The sequence below is a fragment of the Brevundimonas sp. KH_058 genome (assembly GCF_057838505.1).
On the sequence record NZ_CM174469.1, the window covers coordinates 1,457,809 to 1,476,803 of the forward strand.

General features: G+C 64.1%; 19 protein-coding genes, 2 tRNA genes and 1 rRNA gene. 18 read left to right on the forward strand and 4 right to left on the reverse strand.

Annotation, left to right across the window (positions count from 1 at the left end):
• The first annotated feature begins 6 nt into the window (after positions 1-6).
• The 3 genes from AC3ISA_RS06955 to AC3ISA_RS06965 all read left to right on the forward strand — a co-directional run bounded on the left by AC3ISA_RS06955 (position 7) and on the right by AC3ISA_RS06965 (position 2,547).
• A complete protein-coding gene (locus AC3ISA_RS06955; RefSeq protein WP_489179878.1) occupies positions 7-1,095 on the forward strand; it encodes an AGE family epimerase/isomerase in 1,089 nt (362 codons plus the stop codon).
• A complete protein-coding gene (locus AC3ISA_RS06960) occupies positions 1,092-1,601 on the forward strand; it encodes a D-glycero-alpha-D-manno-heptose-1,7-bisphosphate 7-phosphatase (protein ID WP_489179879.1) in 510 nt (169 codons plus the stop codon). The genes AC3ISA_RS06955 and AC3ISA_RS06960 overlap by 4 nt, the downstream gene beginning before the upstream one ends.
• Positions 1,602-1,665: 64 nt before the next feature.
• Positions 1,666-2,547 (forward strand): alpha/beta fold hydrolase, encoded by an 882-nt coding sequence (locus AC3ISA_RS06965; RefSeq protein ID WP_489179880.1) that lies wholly within the window; start codon positions 1,666-1,668, stop codon positions 2,545-2,547.
• Here the strand turns inward: AC3ISA_RS06965 and AC3ISA_RS06970 are convergent.
• Positions 2,544-3,518 carry an ABC transporter ATP-binding protein gene (locus AC3ISA_RS06970; protein ID WP_489179881.1) on the reverse strand — a complete coding sequence of 325 codons (975 nt, stop codon included), beginning with the start codon at positions 3,516-3,518 and terminating at the stop codon, positions 2,544-2,546. The genes AC3ISA_RS06965 and AC3ISA_RS06970 overlap by 4 nt on opposite strands.
• A gap of 185 nt (positions 3,519-3,703) precedes the next feature.
• Between AC3ISA_RS06970 and AC3ISA_RS06975 the strand changes: the two genes are divergently transcribed.
• The 6 genes from AC3ISA_RS06975 (at position 3,704) to AC3ISA_RS07000 (ending at position 9,247) form a co-directional block, all read left to right on the forward strand.
• The gene (locus AC3ISA_RS06975; RefSeq protein WP_201304382.1) at positions 3,704-3,997 is read left to right on the forward strand and encodes a hypothetical protein; all 294 of its coding nucleotides are present in this window, start codon (positions 3,704-3,706) and stop codon (positions 3,995-3,997) included.
• Positions 3,998-4,051: 54 nt separating this feature from the next.
• A complete protein-coding gene (locus tag AC3ISA_RS06980; protein WP_463434923.1) occupies positions 4,052-4,291 on the forward strand; it encodes a zinc-finger domain-containing protein in 240 nt (79 codons plus the stop codon).
• A gap of 97 nt (positions 4,292-4,388) precedes the next feature.
• Positions 4,389-4,829 (forward strand): VOC family protein, encoded by a 441-nt coding sequence (locus AC3ISA_RS06985; protein ID WP_489179882.1) that lies wholly within the window; start codon positions 4,389-4,391, stop codon positions 4,827-4,829.
• Positions 4,829-5,452, forward strand: a complete 624-nt coding sequence (locus AC3ISA_RS06990) for a DUF6655 family protein (RefSeq protein ID WP_489179883.1) — start codon at positions 4,829-4,831, stop codon at positions 5,450-5,452. Before AC3ISA_RS06985 ends, AC3ISA_RS06990 begins: the two co-directional genes overlap by 1 nt.
• Positions 5,453-5,489: 37 nt before the next feature.
• Positions 5,490-8,402 carry a DNA polymerase I gene (polA, locus tag AC3ISA_RS06995; RefSeq protein WP_489179884.1) on the forward strand — a complete coding sequence of 971 codons (2,913 nt, stop codon included), beginning with the start codon at positions 5,490-5,492 and terminating at the stop codon, positions 8,400-8,402.
• A gap of 194 nt (positions 8,403-8,596) precedes the next feature.
• Positions 8,597-9,247 (forward strand): energy transducer TonB, encoded by a 651-nt coding sequence (locus AC3ISA_RS07000; RefSeq protein ID WP_489179885.1) that lies wholly within the window; start codon positions 8,597-8,599, stop codon positions 9,245-9,247.
• A gap of 13 nt (positions 9,248-9,260) precedes the next feature.
• On the opposite strand, the gene AC3ISA_RS07005 is transcribed toward AC3ISA_RS07000, so the two are convergent.
• Both AC3ISA_RS07005 and AC3ISA_RS07010 read right to left on the reverse strand, forming a co-directional pair.
• Positions 9,261-10,415 (reverse strand): hypothetical protein, encoded by a 1,155-nt coding sequence (locus AC3ISA_RS07005; RefSeq protein ID WP_489179886.1) that lies wholly within the window; start codon positions 10,413-10,415, stop codon positions 9,261-9,263.
• Between the two features lie 105 nt (positions 10,416-10,520).
• Complete coding sequence (locus tag AC3ISA_RS07010; protein WP_489179887.1) at positions 10,521-12,680, reverse strand: TonB-dependent receptor domain-containing protein; 2,160 nt, start codon at positions 12,678-12,680, stop codon at positions 10,521-10,523.
• 159 nt (positions 12,681-12,839) lie between these two features.
• Here AC3ISA_RS07010 and AC3ISA_RS07015 point away from each other — a divergent pair, with 159 nt between their 5' ends.
• The gene (locus tag AC3ISA_RS07015) at positions 12,840-13,043 is read left to right on the forward strand and encodes a twin transmembrane helix small protein (protein ID WP_159848945.1); all 204 of its coding nucleotides are present in this window, start codon (positions 12,840-12,842) and stop codon (positions 13,041-13,043) included.
• 2 nt (positions 13,044-13,045) lie between these two features.
• Complete coding sequence (locus AC3ISA_RS07020; protein ID WP_489179888.1) at positions 13,046-13,618, forward strand: cob(I)yrinic acid a,c-diamide adenosyltransferase; 573 nt, start codon at positions 13,046-13,048, stop codon at positions 13,616-13,618.
• A gap of 3 nt (positions 13,619-13,621) precedes the next feature.
• Here the strand turns inward: AC3ISA_RS07020 and AC3ISA_RS07025 are convergent, their stop codons facing one another.
• Positions 13,622-13,966, reverse strand: coding sequence for a hypothetical protein (locus tag AC3ISA_RS07025; protein WP_489179889.1), 345 nt, complete (start codon positions 13,964-13,966; stop codon positions 13,622-13,624).
• A gap of 116 nt (positions 13,967-14,082) precedes the next feature.
• Here AC3ISA_RS07025 and AC3ISA_RS07030 point away from each other — a divergent pair, with 116 nt between their 5' ends.
• From AC3ISA_RS07030 to AC3ISA_RS07060, 7 genes are all read left to right on the forward strand, one after another.
• Positions 14,083-14,847, forward strand: a complete 765-nt coding sequence (locus tag AC3ISA_RS07030; protein ID WP_489179890.1) for an electron transfer flavoprotein subunit beta/FixA family protein — start codon at positions 14,083-14,085, stop codon at positions 14,845-14,847.
• Between the two features lies 1 nt (position 14,848).
• Positions 14,849-15,778 (forward strand): electron transfer flavoprotein subunit alpha/FixB family protein, encoded by a 930-nt coding sequence (locus AC3ISA_RS07035; RefSeq protein WP_489179891.1) that lies wholly within the window; start codon positions 14,849-14,851, stop codon positions 15,776-15,778.
• Positions 15,779-15,853: 75 nt separating this feature from the next.
• Positions 15,854-16,144 (forward strand): DUF167 domain-containing protein, encoded by a 291-nt coding sequence (locus tag AC3ISA_RS07040; protein WP_489179892.1) that lies wholly within the window; start codon positions 15,854-15,856, stop codon positions 16,142-16,144.
• Between the two features lie 55 nt (positions 16,145-16,199).
• Positions 16,200-16,400, forward strand: a complete 201-nt coding sequence (locus AC3ISA_RS07045) for a hypothetical protein (RefSeq protein WP_489179893.1) — start codon at positions 16,200-16,202, stop codon at positions 16,398-16,400.
• A gap of 674 nt (positions 16,401-17,074) precedes the next feature.
• Positions 17,075-18,535: ribosomal RNA gene (locus AC3ISA_RS07050) — 16S ribosomal RNA — on the forward strand.
• A gap of 206 nt (positions 18,536-18,741) precedes the next feature.
• A tRNA-Ile gene (locus AC3ISA_RS07055) sits at positions 18,742-18,818 on the forward strand.
• A gap of 84 nt (positions 18,819-18,902) precedes the next feature.
• Positions 18,903-18,978 (forward strand) — tRNA-Ala (locus tag AC3ISA_RS07060).
• Positions 18,979-18,995 lie beyond the last annotated feature (17 nt).

Sequence of the window (18,995 nt, forward strand, 5' to 3'; positions counted from 1 at the left end):
AGCGCCATGACCACGTTCGCCGCCGCCCAAACCAAGGTTTCAAACTGGCTGTTCGATCATGCCTTTCCACTGTGGGCGGATCGCGGCGTGGATGAAGACGGCCGCTTCTTCGAGCTGCTGGATTTCGAGGGCAGGCCCGTGATCGGCGCGCGCCGTCGAACGCGAGTGCAGGCGCGCCAGATCTATGTCTTCTGCGAAGCCGCCGCCCTGGGTTGGGAGCGGGGTCGCGCGGTGGCCCAGGCCGGGCTGGATGGGATGATCGCGACCTGCCGTCGCGAGGACGGCCTTTGGGTCGCCGCCACCGATGATGCGGGCGCGGTGCTGGATGAAACGCCCGATCTCTACGATATGGCCTTCGTCCTCTTCTCGCTGGCGGCGGCTCACCGGGTGCTGGGCGATCCGCGTGCGCGACCGCTGGCGTTGGAGACGTTGGCGAAGATCGAGGAGATGATGGTCGCCCCGCACGGCGGTTGGCAGGAGGCCTTGCCGCCGCGCCTGCCGCGCCGGCAAAACCCGCATATGCACCTGTTGGAAGCCATGCTGGCCTGGCAGGCGACGGCGCCCGATCCGGCTTTTGAGGCGGCCGCCCGCGTGTCGTTGGGTCTGTGCCGAACCTGTTTCCTGATCGACGGCGCCGTCTACGAGTATTTCACCGAGGACTGGGCGCTGGATCCTGTCACAGGCCGCATCCTCGAACCGGGGCATTTCGAGGAATGGGCCTGGCTGCTGAGCCAGGCCAAGGTCGCTGGACTGGATACGGCGGAGGCGGCCGAAGGGCTACACCGCCGCGCCGTCGCGCAGGGCCTCAAGGACGGTTTCATGATCCGCGAGATGGACGCTTCGGGCGCGCCGATCGACGCAGGGCGGCGTCTGTGGTGCCAGACCGAGGCGATCCGTTCGGCCCTGTTGTTCGGCGATGCGGGCGCCGTCGATCTTATCGACGCGACGTTCGACACCCATCTGGCGACTGCCGTTCCTGGTCTGTGGGTGGACAGCTACGATGCGGAGGGTCGCTCGCACGACCAGGCTGTGCCGGCGTCCAGCCTGTATCATCTGATGACGGCCTTCATCGAACTGCTGGCGCGCAAGGCATGACGGGCGTTCCTGCAGCCTTTCTGGACCGGGACGGAGTGCTGATCGAGGACAGCGGCTATCCGCATCGGCCTGAGGATTTGAAGCTGATCCCCGGCGCGGGGGCAGCCGTGCGGCGAATGAACCAGGGCGGTTATCGCACCGTCATCGTCACCAATCAGTCGGGCGTGGCGCGGGGTCTGTTCAGCGAAGCGCAGATGGAGGCCTTCAACGCCCTGCTGGTCGAGAGACTGGGCGAAGATGGAGCGATCATCGATGCCGTCTATGCCGCCCCCTTTCACCCCGAGGCGGTCGAGGCGCGTTATCGCCATCCCGATCATCCTGATCGCAAGCCCAACCCCGGCATGTTGCTGCGGGCGATCGCCGAGCACGATCTCGATCCGGCGCGCTCCTTCATCATCGGCGACCAGAAGCGCGATCTGCAGGCCGGCGAGCGGGCGGGCGTGGCGGGGTTTCTGTTCGAGGGCGGCGACCTGGACGCCTTTGTGCGCGACGTGGTCGGTCTCTGAAACCAGGTCGTCGCATTTCCTCGCTTGGTGAATTACTCTGGTGGAAAATCGGAGGAGATCGCCAATGAGCGCGCACTATCCATTCGTCGAACGCCGCTGGACCTCGCCGGACGGTCTCAATCTGTTCGCGCGTGATTATGCGCCAGGTCCCGGCATCGCGCGTCCGCCGGTCATCGCCATCCACGGCCTGACCCGCAACAGCGCCGATTTCGAAGCCATCGCGCCCTTGCTGGCCCAGAGCGGGCGGCGGGTGCTGGCGGTGGATGTGCGCGGGCGTGGGATGTCGGATCGGGCGTCCGATCCCATGACCTATGTGCCCGCTGTCTATGCGCGCGACGTTTTGGCCCTGATCGACCAGGCGGGGATCGACCGCGCCGTCTTTCTCGGCACCTCGATGGGCGGGCTGATCACCATGGCGCTGACGGCGATGAAGCCCAAGGCGGTGGTCGCGGCGATCCTGAACGACATCGGGCCGGAGGTGGCGCCCGAGGGGCTGGCGCGCATCGCAGCCTATAGCGGGCAGCCGGTCGAAATCGGCTCTTGGGCCGATGCGGCGGCCTATGCCCGGCGGATCAACGCCGTCGCCTTTCCCCATTATTCGGATGCCGATTGGGGCGCCTTCGCGCGGCGCATCTTCCGTCAGCAGCCGGACGGGGAGATCGGGCTGGACTATGACCCGGGCATCGCCGTCCCAATCCGGGCGGCGGGAGCCAAGGCGCTGGTTCCGAACCTGTGGCCCTTCTTCCGGCGACTGGCGCGGAAGAAGCCGACCCTGCTGGTGCGCGGCGCGAACTCGGACCTGCTGAACGCCGACATCGCCGGGCGGATGAAGAAGGCCGCACCCGCCATGGCCTATGTCGAGGTTCCCGGCATCGGCCACGCCCCCATGCTGGACGAACCGGAGGCCAAGGCGGCGATCTTCGAGTTCCTGTCCGAGGTCGATTAGTCCTTGGTCGGATCGACACGCGACGCATCCCCGTAGGTCAGGGCCAGGAAGACGTCTTCCAGGTCGGGGTCTTCGGTGGTGATGTCGGCGATGGTGACGCCGGCGGCGCGGACGGCGTTGATGACCTGTTCCACCGACGACTGCCCCTTCTTGTAGGTCACGGCGAAGGCGCCGCCCGGACGGGGCGTGACCTGGAAACCGTCAAGGACAGGCGGCGTCGCTTGCGGCGTTTCCGGCGTCACCACCACATTGCGGCTGTCCAGACGACGCAGAAGCTGCGGCGTCGGTTCGCATGCCACGACCTCGCCCCGGTTGACGATGGCGATGGTGTCGCAGAGCTCCTGCGCCTCTTCGAGGTAATGGGTGGTCAGGACGATGGTCACGCCCTCTTCGTTGATGCGTCGCACATAGGCCCACAGCTGGCGGCGCAGTTCGACGTCCACGCCGGCGGTCGGTTCGTCCAGGATCAGGATCGGCGGATTGTGGACCAGGGCCTTGGCCACCATCAGGCGGCGTTTCATGCCGCCGGACAGGGCGCGGACATAGGCGTTGGCCTTGTCGGACAGACCGAGCGCCGCCAGCAGTTCGTCGGACCGGCGCTCATTCTTGGGCACGCCATAAAAACCGGCCTGGACCTCCAGCGATTCGCGCGGGGTGAAGAAGACGTCGGCGACGATCTCCTGCGGCACGACGCCCAGGGCGGCTGCGGCGTCGCGCGGCTCCTTGTCGATGTCGCGGCCCCAGATTTTCACCGAGCCTTCGGACTTCTTCACCACCCCGGCCAGGATGTTGATCAGGGTCGACTTGCCGGCGCCGTTCGGTCCCAGAAGTCCGAACACCGAACCGCGGGGAATGACCAGATCGACACCGCGCAGGGCCGTTTTGGGTGCGGCTTTCTTGGATCCGGCATAGGTCTTCTTCAGCCCGTGCACCTCGATGGCGTTGTCGGGCAGGGCGGGGGTCTCTGACATGATCGGCTATTCACTCGGGCGGGACGGCGAGCGGCATAGGTAGGGCGCGGGGCCGCATTCGCCAACCTGTCCAACATAGAAGTTGCGACAAGTGTGCCTGTCCTTGTGTCAATGGTGCTTGACTAATGTGATTCTTGTGTCTAGCTTGCTTGTCATAAAGACAACCCAGCTTGATGGAGATCGCCGTGACCACCGTTCAGAAATCCAAGACGCCCCTGACCCGCACCCGCCTGATTGGCTTCGTCGCCATGGGCGTCTGCGCCATCGGCTATATCGGTGGTGGGCTGGCGTTATTGGCGGGCAAGACCGATCAGATCGAAATGACGCATGCGGCCATCGCGGGCGCTGCCTTGCTGCTCATCGGCGAAATCGGCCTGTGGGTCGGCGCCGCCTGTCTGGGTCTGACACTGTTCAAGAAGCGCAAGGCGATGCTGAACCGTCTTCTGGGCCGTCGTCCGGCGGCGCCCACCGAGGTTTGACCTTCGGGGCAGGTCCGCCTAGGAAGCGCGCAAGCCTTTCAGACGGACCGGACCATGCCCCCCCGCCATTCCGACGCCATCATCCCGCCGCCCGAAGAGGTCGTCGTCTCCACCAAGCGCGTGGCCTGCGACGGCGGCGGCGGCGCGCTCGGTCACCCGCTGGTCTATATGGACATGGGCGAGGACGACTTCATCGAGTGCGGCTATTGCGACCGGCGTTTCGTCCTGTCGGCCCATCCGCACGACGAGAACGAATACCTGAGCCCGGCGGCCCGCGCGCCCGAGGCCCACTGAGCCCGAGTCCCACTGAGTTCGTAACCTCAGTTCAGTCGCGGTGTCACGGCGCCTGGGTCTATACACCGCTGACACCCCGTTCGGACGGAGACGAGCCTTGCGCTACCTGCACACCATGGTCCGGGTAAAGGACATCGACGCCTCGCTGCATTTCTACTGCGACCTTCTGGGTTTGCAGGAGGTACGGCGCACCGAGAACGAGGCTGGGCGTTTCACCCTGGTCTTCCTTGCGGCCCCCAAGAACCTGGCGCAGTCGGCGGCGGAACGCTGTCCCGAGGTGGAGCTGACCTTCAACTGGGACCCGGAAGAGTATCAGGGCGGCCGCAACTTCGGCCATCTGGCCTACAAGGTCGATGACATCTACGCCGCCTGCCAGACGCTGATGGACGGCGGGGTGATGATCAATCGTCCGCCGCGCGACGGCAACATGGCCTTCGTGCGCTCGCCCGACGGCATCTCCATCGAACTGCTGCAGGAAGGCGCACCTCTGGCGCCGGCCGAGCCCTGGGCCTCGATGCCCAATACCGGAGCATGGTGATGCGTGCGGGGCAGGGGCTGTCGCTGGCCTTGGCGGCGCTGGCCCTGACCCTGTCGGCCTGTGCCTCGACCACCGAGAGCAATACAGGCCGCACGGCGACGGAGCAGCTTCTTCTGGCGCGGGCGTCGGACAAGGCGATCGAGGGCATGGTCCTGCCCCTGCCGCTGGGCGCCTCGGTCTTCGTCGACGACGCCTATTTCCAGGGTGAAGGCACGCGTTACGCCGTCAGCGCCATTCGCGGCGCGATCTCGGACGCCGGCTTCAGCCTGGCCCGCAGCAAGGACGAGGCGAACGCGGTGTTCGAGATCCGCGCCGGCGCCCTGTCGCTGGAACAGATGCGGCGCGTCTTCGGCATTCCCGAGATGCGCATCCCGATCAACGAGACCTTCAACGTCGTCTCCCTGCCGGAACTGTCGGTCTACAGCCACCGCGACCGCGTCGGCGTCGCTGAGTTTTCGGGCTTCCTCTACGAGGCCAAGACCGGCGCGCCGCTGGGCGCCGTCGTGCCGATGATCGGCACCTATCGCATTCGCAGCCACAAGGCCTTCATGGTGGTGTCCTGGGGCCAACAGCAGGCCCAGCCGGGCCGGCGCGACCCCGGATCGAGCTGGACCGAATTCTGACGCTGACGCGGGGGCTTCCGACCCCTATGTTCCGGCCATGACCGAGACGACCGCGCCCGAAACGCCAGATACCCAACGTCCCCTGACGCAGGACGGCCCCGCGCTGCGGCTGTGGATGATCGACGCGTCGGCCTACATCTTCCGCGCCTATCACGCCCTGCCGCCGCTGACGCGCAAGTCGGACGGCCTGCCGGTCGGGGCGGTTCAGGGCTACTGCAACATGTTGTGGAAGCTGTTGCAGGACATGAAGGGGGCGGATGGCCCGACCCACCTGGTTGCGATCTTCGACCATTCGGAGAAGACGTTCCGCAACACCCTGTACGACCAGTACAAGGCCCACCGCCCGCCGCCGCCCGAGGATCTGATCCCGCAGTTCCCGCTGGTGCGCGAGGCGACGGCGGCGTTCGGCGTCCATTGCGTGGAACTGCCTGGCTATGAGGCCGACGACCTGATCGCCACATACGCCTGCAAGGCGCGCGACGCGGGCGGAGAGGCGGTGATCGTCTCCTCCGACAAGGACCTGATGCAGCTGATCGGCGGCGGCGTCGTGATGTGGGATCCGATGAAGGACCGGCGTCTGGCCGAGGCCGAGGTGTTCGAGAAGTTCGGGGTAGGTCCCGAGAAGATGGTCGATCTGCAGGCCCTGATCGGCGACAGCGTCGACAATGTGCCCGGCGCCCCTGGCATCGGGCCGAAGACGGCGGCCCAGCTGCTGGACGAATACGGCGATCTGGACACGCTGCTGGCCCGTGCGGGCGAGATCAAACAGCCCAAGCGGCGCGAGACCCTGATCGCCTTCGCCGATCAGATCCGGTTGTCGCGTGAGCTGGTGCGCCTGACCTGCGATGCGCCGGCGCCCGAGGCGATCGACGACTTCGCCGTGCGCGATCCCGATCCCGCGACCCTGTCGGCCTTCCTGGAGACGATGGAGTTTCGCTCGCTTCAGCGCCGTGTCGGCGACGGCAAGGCCGGCCCCAGCGACGTCTCGGCCTTTGCGCCCAAGCGTGCGCCGAACCTGAACGCCCCCGTCGCCACGCCGCGTTACGGACAAGTCGTTGAAGGCCCGGCCGAGGTCCAGACCTTCGATCACGCCGTCTATGAATGCGTCCAGACCGAAGAAGCGCTGGACCGTTGGATCGCGCGCGCGACCGAGGTCGGCGTCGTCGGCTTCGACACCGAGACCGACGCCCTGTCGGCGACCCATGCGGGCCTGTGCGGCGTGTCGCTGGCTGTGGGGCCGAACGAGGCCTGCTACATCCCCCTGACGCACGAGCACGAGCCGCAGGCGAACGACGGCGGCCTGTTCGGCGAGCCGGGCGAGGCGCGCGAACCGATCCATCAGCTGGACAAGCCCACGACACTGACCAAGCTGAAGACGCTGCTGGAAAACCCGTCGGTCCTGAAGGTGTTGCAGAACGCCAAATACGACATCGCCGTCATGGCGCGCCGCGGCATTCGCGTCGCGCCTTATGACGACACCATGCTGATCTCGTACGTTTTGGAGGGCGGACTGCACGGGCATGGCATGGACGAGCTGTCGCGCCTGCACCTGGGCCACGAGCCGATCCCGTTCAAGCGGGTGGCGGGGACCGGCAAGAGCCAGAAATCCTTCAAGCATGTCGCCCTGAAACCGGCGGCGGAGTATGCGGCCGAGGATGCGGACGTGACGCTGCGGCTCTGGCGTATCCTCAAGCCCCGACTGGCGCGCGAGGGGATGTCCACCGTCTATGAGACGCTGGAACGCGGCATGCCGACGGTGCTGGCGGACATGGAGCTGAACGGCGTCCGTATCGATCCCGACCGCCTCAAACGCCTGTCCAGCGAGTTCGGCCTGCGCATGGCCGAGCTGGAGGCCCAGGCCCACGAGATCGCCGGCCGCCCCTTCAACATCGGCTCGCCGCGCCAGATCGGCGAGATCCTGTTCGGCGAACTGAACCTGCCGGGCGGCAAGAAGACCGCCTCGGGCCAATGGGGCACCGACGCCAGCGTGCTGGAGGAACTGGCGCTCAGCCACGACCTGCCGCGCGTCCTGCTGGACTGGCGCCAGCTGTCCAAGTTGAAGGGCACCTATACCGACGCCCTGACCGCCGCCGCCGACTCCAAGACCGACCGCGTCCACACCAGCTACCAACTGGCGGCCGCCACCACCGGCCGTCTGGCGTCCAGCGATCCCAATCTTCAAAACATCCCAATCCGCACTGAGACCGGCCGCGAGATCCGCCAGGCCTTCATCGCCGCGCCCGGTAATGTCCTGATCAGCGCCGACTACAGCCAGATCGAGCTGCGCCTGCTGGCCCATATCGGCGACATTCCCGAGCTGAAGCGCGCCTTCAAGGCCGGGCTGGACATTCACGCCGCCACGGCCAGCGAAATGTTCGGCGTCCCTGTCGAGGGCATGCCGTCCGAGACGCGGCGCCGCGCCAAGGCGATCAACTTCGGTATCGTCTACGGCATCTCGGCCTTCGGCCTGGCCAACCAGCTGGGCATCGATCAGGGCGAGGCCGGGGCCTATATCAAGACCTACTTCGAACGCTTCCCCGGCATCCGCGCCTATATGGACAAGACCAAGGCCGAGGTGCGTCAGACGGGCTTCGTCTCGACGGTCTTCGGCCGCCGTATCCACATCCCCGCTATCCATTCCAAGTCCGGCGCCGAACGCCAGTTCGGCGAGCGCGCCGCCATCAACGCCCCGATCCAGGGCGCCGCCGCCGACATCATCCGCCGCGCCATGATCCGCATGCCCGCCGCCCTGACCGAGGCCGGCCTGAGCACTCGCATGCTGCTCCAGGTCCACGACGAACTGGTCTTCGAAGCCCCCGAGGCCGAAGCCGACCGCGCCATCGCCGTCATCAAGCAGGTGATGGAAAACGCGTCGGACCCGGCCGTGGCCCTGACCGTGCCGTTGGTGGTCGATGCGCGCGCGGCGTCGAACTGGGACGCGGCGCACTGACAATCGCAGTTGCTCATAAGCGCATCGACACTGCGTAAGAGTTGTGCTGGATTCCCCGGCGATTTTCGGGGATTTTCGTCTTGTTCGCTTCAACCCTTCTGCTTCTCTCCGCCATAATGTTGGACCCGGGCACGTCACGCCTGTGGGAGCGGCCAGGCACCGACATCAGTTGGGCAGCCACTCCAGATCCCGAGGTGACCGTTGAACTGATGCCAGGATTTGCAGCGCGGCTGGGCGTCAACGGCTGGGCGCGCATTCGCTGTTACCAGCGGGAAGACGGACACCCCTACAACTGTCGCGTCGTGGATGAACGTCCTTACGGGCTGGGTTTTGGCGCTGCAGCGCGCGTTATCGTGGCCAGCGGCGAACTGAAGCTGGGTCGCGATGGAGGCGTTCCGGTGCCCGGCGAGATGCAGACAACCGTTCGCTTTTCCGTTCAGGATGCGCCCGTCTGGAAGGGGCGTGAACCGACGAAAACGCAGTTGCAACTGGCGCGTCAACTTGTCGAGCGCGCCTTGGAGCGTGAAGAGCCAGAGGAAGATGACGTTCTGGACGGGCTCGATTACGACCGCAGACTTGTCGTTCAGCCATGGGTTGACGAACTGTTCGTCGAAGTCCGCGCGCAACGCCCAGAGATGATGGCGATCCAGTTGGCAAGGGTCGCCAGTGAGGACGACTTACGCCGCCTTCTCACAGGCCAATACGTTGTCCTGCCTGACGAAGATCTTTTCGAATCAGCAGCGCCAGTATCGGAAGCGATAGAAGACGCATTCGAAGAGCTGAAGCGTCGCTATTGTACGCAATACAGCTGTGACAGCAGCGAAGGTGCGAACCAGACGCGCTGATCCGCAGGATAGCTTAAGCCGCGATCATGCCGATGTCGTCGGGGACTTCGCCGCGGCCCAGAAGGCCAGTTTCGAAGTCCATGAAGATGTCCATCAGTTCTTCGACGTTCACCGGCGCGGCGCCGGGGCCGAAGCGGAAGCGCCAGTAGCTGACGATGTGCTGGACGGCGCCCAGCTGGTCGCCCAGCTTGGCGAACATCGAGGGGGCGTCCAGCAGGAAGTCGCGGAAGGCGGTGGGGCGGCCCTCCTGCGTCAGCTTGGCGTAGGCGTCGTCATAGATGCGAAGCGTGCGGCTGACTTCGTCGCAGGTCTTGATGATACGACTGCGCAGGACGTCGCGGCTGCGGGCCAGATACTCCTTTGCGGCGCGGTCGATCTTGCCGACGGGCTTGATGGTGCGGACCGCCTCGGCGACGCCGGCGACCTCGCCCAGCAGGGCGGCCAGCGTCCACTTGTAATAGAGGAAGCCCTTCCAGCAGAAGACGCCCTCCTGATACTGCTCCGGCGCCAAACGCAGGGTCAGGCGCAGGGCGTCCAGTTGGTCACCTGGCGTGTTGGACAGGATCTTGGACGCCATCCGCCCGGCCGAATCGGAGTTCACAGCGACCGTGTCAGGGCCCAGGCTGAGCGTCACCAACGGCTCTATCTCGCTGCGGACGAAAGCCAGCATGCGCTGAAGATCACTGTCGCTGATCGAGAAATAGCAGGGCGAGGGGTCCAGGCCGCCGCGTCGCAATTGCTCACGCAGCAGGAAGGGGTCCAGCGACGGAAGCTTGTCGATCAGACGCAGGGTCTCGATGTCGGGATGGGTCGCGGCGATGCCGAACGCCTCCATCATCATCCGCTCGAAGCCGATCTGATTGACGAAGACATAGCGGCCGCCGGTTTTCAGATCCTCGTCGTCGATCGGGATGACGACCTTGGTGGCGACCTGGCGGCGGCCGGTGAACAGGTCGGTCTCGTTGCGACGCAGTCGATGCTTGATGATCAGGGCGCGGTTCAGGGCCGAGGTGCGAAAGATCGGACGCGCGGCCCAGTCGGGATTGCGCACGGCGCCGTCGGCGGAGCTGTCGCCGTTTTCCTCCCACACGCGCAGCAGGTTCAGCACACGGGCGGTGGAGGCCGAGCTCTTGAGATGTTCGAGATTGCGGACGGCGCGATCAGTCATGTCGCGCAGATTGCACCGGCAATCGTGACCAAATGGCTTAGCTCGGCGCAAAAAGAACGAGGGTCGCCGAAGCGACCCCCGCCTGATGGTTTTCTGCCCGAAGGATCAGAAGGCGGCCGTCACCGAGATCCAGAGGCGGCGCGGTTCCTGATTGTTGGCGAACTCGGGCGCATAGACGACCGGACTGCCGTAGGGCAGCAGGCTGACGAAGTCCTTGTCGAACAGATTATAGACGACCGCATTGACCGTCAGATTGTCGTCGATGCGATAGGCGCCGCCGAGGTGGAACAGGCTGTAGGCGTCATAGTCGCCCAGCGCCGTCTGGGCGTCGCCGGTCCCGCGATAGCGCGCCGAACGGTATTCGCCACGCAGCCACAGGTTCATCCGGTTGGTGGCGTTCCAGCGCAGATTGGCGTTGACCATATGCTCGGGCGTGTCGGTCAGGGGCTGGCCCGCGCTGGCGCCCGACTTCTGCTCGCTGTCGGTGAAGGTGTAGTTGCCCTGAAGCGTCCAGGCGTCGTTGAAGCGGTAGCGCGCCGTCGCCTCGACGCCCTGGGTGGTCGCCTCGTCGATGTTGATGCTTTGGCCGAAGGTGGCGAAGGTTGGCCAGAAGCCGACGTCTGCGCAGCCCGTCTTGTTGTATGTGCCGGCGGCGAACTGAGCCTGGGTCAGGCCAAAGGTGCAGTTGGCGATGGGCACGCCGGTGGCGATCTTGTCGTCGAACTGATTGTGGAAGACGGTGATGCCGGCGCGCAGGCGCTCATGATCGTCATAGAGGACGGCGAATTCGGTCGAGGTGGAGGTCTCCGGCATCAGGGTCGGCGTGCCGAGCAGCGGCAGACGGCCCTGCTGGCCGAAGCCGTTGATGCCTGAGGCCAGCTGTTCCAGGCGCGGGGTCTTGAAGCCCTGGCTGACGCCGCCCTTGACCGTCCAGACATCGGTCGGGTTCCAGACCAGATAGGCGCGGGGGCTGAATTGCGAGCCGAAGACCGAATGATTGTCGTGGCGCGCCCCGACCGTCAGGGCCAGGTTGTCTGTAAAGCGCCATTCGTCCTCGGCGAAGACGGCCCACTGAGTGTGTTCGAAGCGGGTCGGGGCCACGCCGTCGACCATCTCGGCTTCCCAATACTGGCCGCCGACGGTGAAGGTGTGGTTGCGCCACTGCGAGAACAGTTTGGTGTCGAAGATGCGGTTCTCGCTCTCCAGATCGCGCGGGCCGCCGGCGCCGGCGACGCCGTTGGGGATGATCCGGCCCTTGGTCTCGGTCCTGGCGATCGAATAGTTGGATTCCAGCGTCCCGAAAGGCAGGCGCCAGTTGTGGGCGATGGCGACCTGGTCGCGGTTGAACTCCAGGAACTTGTCGTAGCCGCCGGCGGTGGTGGCGGTCCCCATCTGGCCCTTGGAGTTGTCGTACCACTGGCGACCGACGTCGGCGTCGATCCACAGGTCGTGGTCGGCATGCAGGTTTAAGGCCAGACGGGCGCCGGCCGACCAGATTTCGTTGGCGGTGGAACTGCGGCCGAAGCCGGTGACAGGGGTTTCCGCGCCGGCGACGTTTTCGAACGTCAGGCGCGACTGTTCGCGTTCCGACCGCGAGCCGCGGATCGACAGACCGACGCGGTCCTTGATCAATGGGCCGGCCAGATAGACGTCGCCGCCGCGGATCGGGCCGAACTCGTCATCGCCCTGGATCGTGTAATGGGCGCTGGCCGAGCCGTGCCATTCGTCGCCGATCTTGCGGGTGATGATGTTGACCACGCCGCCCATGGCGTCGGAGCCGTACAGGGTGGAGACGGGACCGCGTACGACCTCGACCCGCTCGATGGCCGAGACGGGCGGCAGGAAGCTGTTCGAGGTTTCGCCAAAGCCGTTCGGCGTCACGCTGCCGGCCGTGTTCTGGCGACGGCCGTCGATCAGGATCAGGGTGTAGTCCGAGCCCATGCCCCGGATATTGATGGTCTGGCCGCCCGTCTTGCCGACGGCGGCGCCAGTGTCGACGCCTTCGACATTGTTCAAAATCTCGGCGAGGGAGACGGCGCGGACTTCCTCGATCTCGGCGCGGGGAATGACGCTGATCGAGGCGGGCGCCTGGTTGATCCGCTGTTCGAAGCCCGAGGCGGTGACGACGATCTCGCCCAGCTCGGCCGTCTGCGTCGCCTGTCCGGCCATGACCGGTTGAACGGTCTCCGCCAGGGCGGCGCCCGAGGTCAGGCCGAAAGCACAGGAAGCGCCGGCCAACAGGCGAGCGCGGGTCGAGAAGGTCATGATCGAAATAGCCCCTGATATTTGCGAGCGCCTCTCAACAGCATTCGCAACCTTACTCCAAGGGGGGTGCGCCCATCGGTCGCAAGCGGCGCCGCATCGTAACGGGCGTCAGGCGAGCGCCGCTGGCGTGTTGCGGCGATCCGGGTCTAGAACGACGGCATGCAGATCTTCGACATCCTGATCATCGTCGCCATCGCCGCCGTGACGATCACTTTGGGCTTTGGCCTCTATTCCCTGTTTCGGGGCGGGGACTATGCGCGGACCAACTCCAACAAGCTGATGCGGCTGAGGGTCGGGCTTCAGGCGCTGGCCGTCATCCTGCTGGTCGTCGGCATGATGTGGAAGGCGGCGAAGGGGGCCTGATCATGGTGACGCTGAACAAGATTTACACCCGCACCGGTGACGAGGGCCGCACGCGGTTAGCGTCGGGCGCGCCGGTGTCCAAGACAAACATCCGCGTCGAGGCTTATGGCGCCGTCGATGAATTGAACGCTGTGATCGGCGTCGCGCGGCTGAACAGCGGCCAGAATGACCGCATCGACGCCATGCTGGGCCGCATCCAAAACGAGCTGTTCGATCTGGGCGCCGATCTGGCCACGCCGCTGGATCCGCCGCCGGCTTGGGAGGCCTTGAGGATCATCGAGACGCAGGTGGCCCGGCTGGAGCAGGAAATCGACTGGATGAACGAGAGCCTCAAGGCTCTCGACAGCTTTATCCTGCCGGGCGGCGCCCCGCTGTCGGCGCATCTGCATGTGGCGCGCACCGTCTGTCGCCGGGCGGAACGTGAGGCCGTGCGCCTGGTCGAAAGCGGCGAGGCGGTGAATGTCGAGGCGGTCAAATATCTGAACCGCCTGTCGGACCATCTGTTCGTCGCGGCGCGCCGCGCCAATGCCAACGGCGCCAGCGATGTGAAATGGAAGCCGGGCGCGACCCGCTAGCCGTTACGCGGCGGGTCGTGCCGCAGCCAGCGCCGCCTTCTGGCGTTGGACTTCGGCGGCGCGGGCGCGGTCCTCGGCGGCGAGTTGCTGTTCGATGCGGACCAGTTCGCGGTTCTTTTCGGCCGAGGCTTCAGCGCGCGACACGCCGATCGGGCGCTTGGTGATCTCAGCGATGGAGATGGGCTGGGCGCAATAACGAGTTTCCATGTCGTACCATTTGCCGGCCGCTTCGCATCGTTTGCCCGGCGCGACCCAGTAATCCTGCAGGATGAAAATCCCGACGATGGCGATGCCGAACAGGCCGAAGAAAATCATCGCCAGGCGGGGAAAGGTCAGGAAACGCTTCATCTCGTAGTCCGTTGGGTGAGGGTCGCAGCCACAGCTTGACCCCGCGTTACGTTGACAGGCCTTCGCGACCGCTCCATGTCCTGCCCACACATTCAGGCGATTTCACGGATAGACCCATGAAGGTACTCGTCCCCGTCAAACGGGTGATCGACTATAACGTCAAGGCCCGCGTGAAAGCGGACCAGTCAGGCGTCGATCTGGCCAACGTCAAGATGAGCATGAATCCCTTCGACGAGATCGCCGTCGAAGAGGCTGTTCGTCTGAAAGAAGGCAAGGAGCATCATGCCGCCGGCACCGTGACCGAGATCGTCGTGGTCTCCATCGGCGTGACCCAAGCGCAGGAAACCATCCGCACCGCCCTGGCCATGGGTGCGGATAGGGGGCTGCTGATCCAGTCGGATATGGACCTGGAGCCGCTGGCGGTCGCCAAGCTGCTGAAGGCGGTGGTCGAGGAAGAAAAGCCCGATCTGGTCCTGATGGGCAAACAGTCCATCGACGGCGACAACAACGCGGTGGGCCAGATGCTTGCCGCCCTGCTGGACTGGCCCCAGGCGACTTTCGCCGGCAAACTGGTCATCGAGGGCGGCAAGGCCACGGTCACGCGCGAGGTCGATGGCGGCCTGCAGACCGTGGCGGCCGAACTGCCGGCGGTGGTGACGGTGGACCTGCGTCTGAATACGCCGCGCTATGCGTCGCTGCCCAACATCATGAAGGCCAAGAAGAAGGAGATCGCCGTCAAGGCGGTCGCCGACTACGGCGTCGATGTCGCCGACCGTCTGAAGGTCATCAAGGTCACCGAGCCGCCCAAGCGGTCGGCCGGCGTCAAGGTCGCCGATGCGGCCGAACTGGTTTCCAAGCTCAAGTCTGCGGGAGCGCTGTAATATGGCTGTCCTCGTCATTGCCGATCACGACGGTTCGACCGTTCGCGACACCACCAACAAGACCGTGACCGCTGCGCTGGGCCTGTCGCCCGACGTGGACGTTCTGGTCGTCGGGCAGGGCTCGCAAGCGGCCGCCGACGCCGCGTCCAGGATCGCCGGCGTCCGCAAGGTGCTGCTGGCCGAAAGCGCCGGTCTGGGCCACGGCCTGGCCGAAGCGGTCGAGGCGACCGTGGTGCCGCTGGCCGCCGGCTACGACGCCATCCTGACGCCCGCATCGACGGACGGGAAGAACTTCGCCCCCCGTATCGCCGCCAAGCTGGATGTCGCCCCGATCTCCGACATCGTCGAAGTGGTTTCGGCCGACACCTTCGTGCGCCCGATCTACGCCGGCAACGCGTTGGAGACGGTCCAGTCGTCCGACGCCAAGAAGGTCATCACCGTGCGTCCGACGGCCTTCGCCGCTGCTGCTGAGGGTGGATCCGCCCTGGTCGAGAGCGTCGCCGGCGCCGATGCGCCCAAGACGACCTTCGTATCGGAAGAAATGGTCAAGTCGGACCGCCCGGAACTTGGCGCCGCCAAGATCATCGTCTCGGGCGGTCGCGCTCTGGGCTCGGCGGACGAGTTCCACGCGGTGATGGAGCCGCTGGCCGACAAGCTGGGCGCCGCCATCGGCGCCTCGCGTGCAGCGGTCGATGCCGGCTATGCGCCCAACGACTACCAGGTCGGCCAGACCGGCAAGGTGGTGGCGCCGGCGCTCTATATCGCCATCGGCATCTCGGGCGCGATCCAGCACCTGGCGGGGATGAAGGACTCCAAGACCATCGTCGCCATCAACAAGGACCCGGACGCCCCGATCTTCCAGGTCGCGGACTATGGTCTGGTCGGCGACTACAAGACCATCGTGCCGGAACTGATGACGGCCCTGGGCTAAGTCTGGGCTAGACCAATCTGCAGAGGGCGCGGCTTCGAAAGGAGCCGTGCCCTTTTTCTTGCTCGCAGAGGACGCATGGCGAACCTGCCCATAAGGCTGCAGCCCGGCGCGGCTGTGGATCGCATTGATGGCTGGGAAGCGGACGCAGAGGGACGGCGCGTGCTCAAGGTGCGTGTGCGCGCCCGTCCCATAGACGGAGAGGCCAATGACGCCCTGATCCGTCTGTTGGCGAAGAGCCTTGGCGTGTCGAAGTCTTCAGTGACCGTGACGCGCGGCGGCCAGTCGCGGTCGAAGATGATTCTCGTCGACGGCCTGGATGACGAAATGCTGAGCGCGCGAATAGCTGAAATCCTGTGCGGCGACTGAGAGCGACCCGTTTCGGCGATTGGCGCGTTCTCCATCCAAGCCGGAGAACAGACCCATGACCACGGACACCCGTATCCTTCACGCCCGCAGCGGCGTCGTTCTCGAACAGAGGGGCGAAGACTACGCCGTCTCAAGCCTGCGTCTGTCGGAGCCGTTGCTTTTCACGGATATGTCCGAGGCGCATCTGGCGTTCGACAGCGAGGTAACGGCTTGCGAGCAGGATCCGGAGCTGATGTCCCGCTTGGGCGGGGCCTGAGACAGCCCAGCCGTCCCGAATCTTCGTACATACATCGCGAGCTAACGCGGGTTCTTTCGCTCGTCGATCATGAGTCTTTGAGAAACTTTCCCCTTGGCGTCAGAATCCGCTTGCTGACAAATCGGGGTCTACGTATAGAGCCGCCTCGCTCGGAAACGGGCCGGCCGACGGGGCTGCGGGGGTTCAAATCTCCAACGTCCCACGGAAGGAGAGGTTGAAAAACTTCTTGCTTTCATCGGTTGGTTTCACTAGGTTCCGCGCTCCGATCGAATCGCCGACGTGTTTTAAGAGGTAAGCCTCGCTTTCCTCCGGTGGTTTCTTGCGGTCTGAAGGGTTCGCTCTTCTCTCCGAAAGATCTCTGAAAAGAGCGGTTGACACGAGGTTCGGCGGTCTCTAAATCCCCGCCTCCGCCGACGACAACGGCGCTAAACAAGTCGGGCCGCCGAGGCGGTTTTGGTCTTTGACATTGTTGATTTGGAAAGAGAAACGCAGGCGGCGGTGTTCTTGCGATGACCCTAGAAGGTCATCATACGACACTGACTATCTGCGGTCTTTTTGAAAAGATACCATGCGTCGGTCTTCGGATCGATGAATGGGAACTCGTCAATAAAATACGTAGAACTAATGCCAAGACGTCCTTCGGGATGTTCTTAAGCTTAGGTCAGAAGTCAACTCAACCTGAGAGTTTGATCCTGGCTCAGAGCGAACGCTGGCGGCAGGCCTAACACATGCAAGTCGAACGAACTCTTCGGAGTTAGTGGCGGACGGGTGAGTAACACGTGGGAACGTGCCTTTTGGTTCGGAATAACTCAGGGAAACTTGTGCTAATACCGAATGTGCCCTTCGGGGGAAAGATTTATCGCCATTAGAGCGGCCCGCGTCTGATTAGCTAGTTGGTGAGGTAAAGGCTCACCAAGGCGACGATCAGTAGCTGGTCTGAGAGGATGATCAGCCACATTGGGACTGAGACACGGCCCAAACTCCTACGGGAGGCAGCAGTGGGGAATCTTGCGCAATGGGCGAAAGCCTGACGCAGCCATGCCGCGTGAATGATGAAGGTCTTAGGATTGTAAAATTCTTTCACCGGGGACGATAATGACGGTACCCGGAGAAGAAGCCCCGGCTAACTTCGTGCCAGCAGCCGCGGTAATACGAAGGGGGCTAGCGTTGCTCGGAATTACTGGGCGTAAAGGGAGCGTAGGCGGACATTTAAGTCAGGGGTGAAATCCCGGGGCTCAACCTCGGAATTGCCTTTGATACTGGGTGTCTTGAGTATGAGAGAGGTATGTGGAACTCCGAGTGTAGAGGTGAAATTCGTAGATATTCGGAAGAACACCAGTGGCGAAGGCGACATACTGGCTCATTACTGACGCTGAGGCTCGAAAGCGTGGGGAGCAAACAGGATTAGATACCCTGGTAGTCCACGCCGTAAACGATGATTGCTAGTTGTCGGGATGCATGCATTTCGGTGACGCAGCTAACGCATTAAGCAATCCGCCTGGGGAGTACGGTCGCAAGATTAAAACTCAAAGGAATTGACGGGGGCCCGCACAAGCGGTGGAGCATGTGGTTTAATTCGAAGCAACGCGCAGAACCTTACCACCTTTTGACATGCCTGGACCGCCAGAGAGATCTGGCTTTCTCTTCGGAGACTAGGACACAGGTGCTGCATGGCTGTCGTCAGCTCGTGTCGTGAGATGTTGGGTTAAGTCCCGCAACGAGCGCAACCCTCGCCATTAGTTGCCATCATTTAGTTGGGAACTCTAATGGGACTGCCGGTGCTAAGCCGGAGGAAGGTGGGGATGACGTCAAGTCCTCATGGCCCTTACAGGGTGGGCTACACACGTGCTACAATGGCGACTACAGAGGGTTAATCCTTAAAAGTCGTCTCAGTTCGGATTGTCCTCTGCAACTCGAGGGCATGAAGTTGGAATCGCTAGTAATCGCGGATCAGCATGCCGCGGTGAATACGTTCCCGGGCCTTGTACACACCGCCCGTCACACCATGGGAGTTGGTTCTACCCGAAGGCGCTGCGCTGACCGCAAGGGGGCAGGCGACCACGGTAGGGTCAGCGACTGGGGTGAAGTCGTAACAAGGTAGCCGTAGGGGAACCTGCGGCTGGATCACCTCCTTTCTAAGGATGCTTCTCCAGGCCGTCTCTCACGAGGCTGTCTATTGAGGCTCCAATAGCGAAGCGCTTCACAGCGCCGAGCACAAACGGCGGAACGCCGCCGTCTCCGTTTCTCTTTCCACTTTCGTCATCGACGCATCGGCCATTCGGGTCGTTGTATTGGTGACGCGATCGCGAGCCTGGGTCTTATGCCCGGCTGTCGCTGCCATAGGCCCGTAGCTCAGGTGGTTAGAGCGTACGCCTGATAAGCGTAAGGTCGGCAGTTCGAGTCTGCCCGGGCCTACCAGGACTTCTGGTTCGCTGGGGGTTCTCAGCCTCAAGACGGCATCGCCGACAGCTCTCCTGGGCTTCGCACTATTCCTGTTGGAATGGGGCCATAGCTCAGTTGGTAGAGCGCCTGCTTTGCAAGCAGGATGTCGTCGGTTCGACTCCGTCTGGCTCCACCAGGATCTTGTGATCGCAT

Excerpts from the sequence above, each read along its gene's own strand:
- AC3ISA_RS06980 (WP_463434923.1), top strand. The coding sequence starts at position 4,052 with ATGCCCCCCCGCCATTCCGACGCCATCATCCCGCCGCCCGAAGAGGTC.
- AC3ISA_RS07005 (WP_489179886.1), bottom strand. The coding sequence starts at position 10,415 with ATGACTGATCGCGCCGTCCGCAATCTCGAACATCTCAAGAGCTCGGCC.
- AC3ISA_RS07015 (WP_159848945.1), top strand. The coding sequence starts at position 12,840 with ATGCAGATCTTCGACATCCTGATCATCGTCGCCATCGCCGCCGTGACG.
- AC3ISA_RS06990 (WP_489179883.1), top strand. The coding sequence starts at position 4,829 with ATGCGTGCGGGGCAGGGGCTGTCGCTGGCCTTGGCGGCGCTGGCCCTG.
- AC3ISA_RS07020 (WP_489179888.1), top strand. The coding sequence starts at position 13,046 with ATGGTGACGCTGAACAAGATTTACACCCGCACCGGTGACGAGGGCCGC.
- AC3ISA_RS07045 (WP_489179893.1), top strand. The coding sequence starts at position 16,200 with ATGACCACGGACACCCGTATCCTTCACGCCCGCAGCGGCGTCGTTCTC.
- AC3ISA_RS07025 (WP_489179889.1), bottom strand. The coding sequence starts at position 13,966 with ATGAAGCGTTTCCTGACCTTTCCCCGCCTGGCGATGATTTTCTTCGGC.
- AC3ISA_RS07040 (WP_489179892.1), top strand. The coding sequence starts at position 15,854 with ATGGCGAACCTGCCCATAAGGCTGCAGCCCGGCGCGGCTGTGGATCGC.
- AC3ISA_RS06955 (WP_489179878.1), top strand. The coding sequence starts at position 7 with ATGACCACGTTCGCCGCCGCCCAAACCAAGGTTTCAAACTGGCTGTTC.
- AC3ISA_RS06960 (WP_489179879.1), top strand. The coding sequence starts at position 1,092 with ATGACGGGCGTTCCTGCAGCCTTTCTGGACCGGGACGGAGTGCTGATC.
- AC3ISA_RS07035 (WP_489179891.1), top strand. The coding sequence starts at position 14,849 with ATGGCTGTCCTCGTCATTGCCGATCACGACGGTTCGACCGTTCGCGAC.
- polA (WP_489179884.1), top strand. The coding sequence starts at position 5,490 with ATGACCGAGACGACCGCGCCCGAAACGCCAGATACCCAACGTCCCCTG.
- AC3ISA_RS07030 (WP_489179890.1), top strand. The coding sequence starts at position 14,083 with ATGAAGGTACTCGTCCCCGTCAAACGGGTGATCGACTATAACGTCAAG.
- AC3ISA_RS06970 (WP_489179881.1), bottom strand. The coding sequence starts at position 3,518 with ATGTCAGAGACCCCCGCCCTGCCCGACAACGCCATCGAGGTGCACGGG.
- AC3ISA_RS06965 (WP_489179880.1), top strand. The coding sequence starts at position 1,666 with ATGAGCGCGCACTATCCATTCGTCGAACGCCGCTGGACCTCGCCGGAC.
- AC3ISA_RS07010 (WP_489179887.1), bottom strand. The coding sequence starts at position 12,680 with ATGACCTTCTCGACCCGCGCTCGCCTGTTGGCCGGCGCTTCCTGTGCT.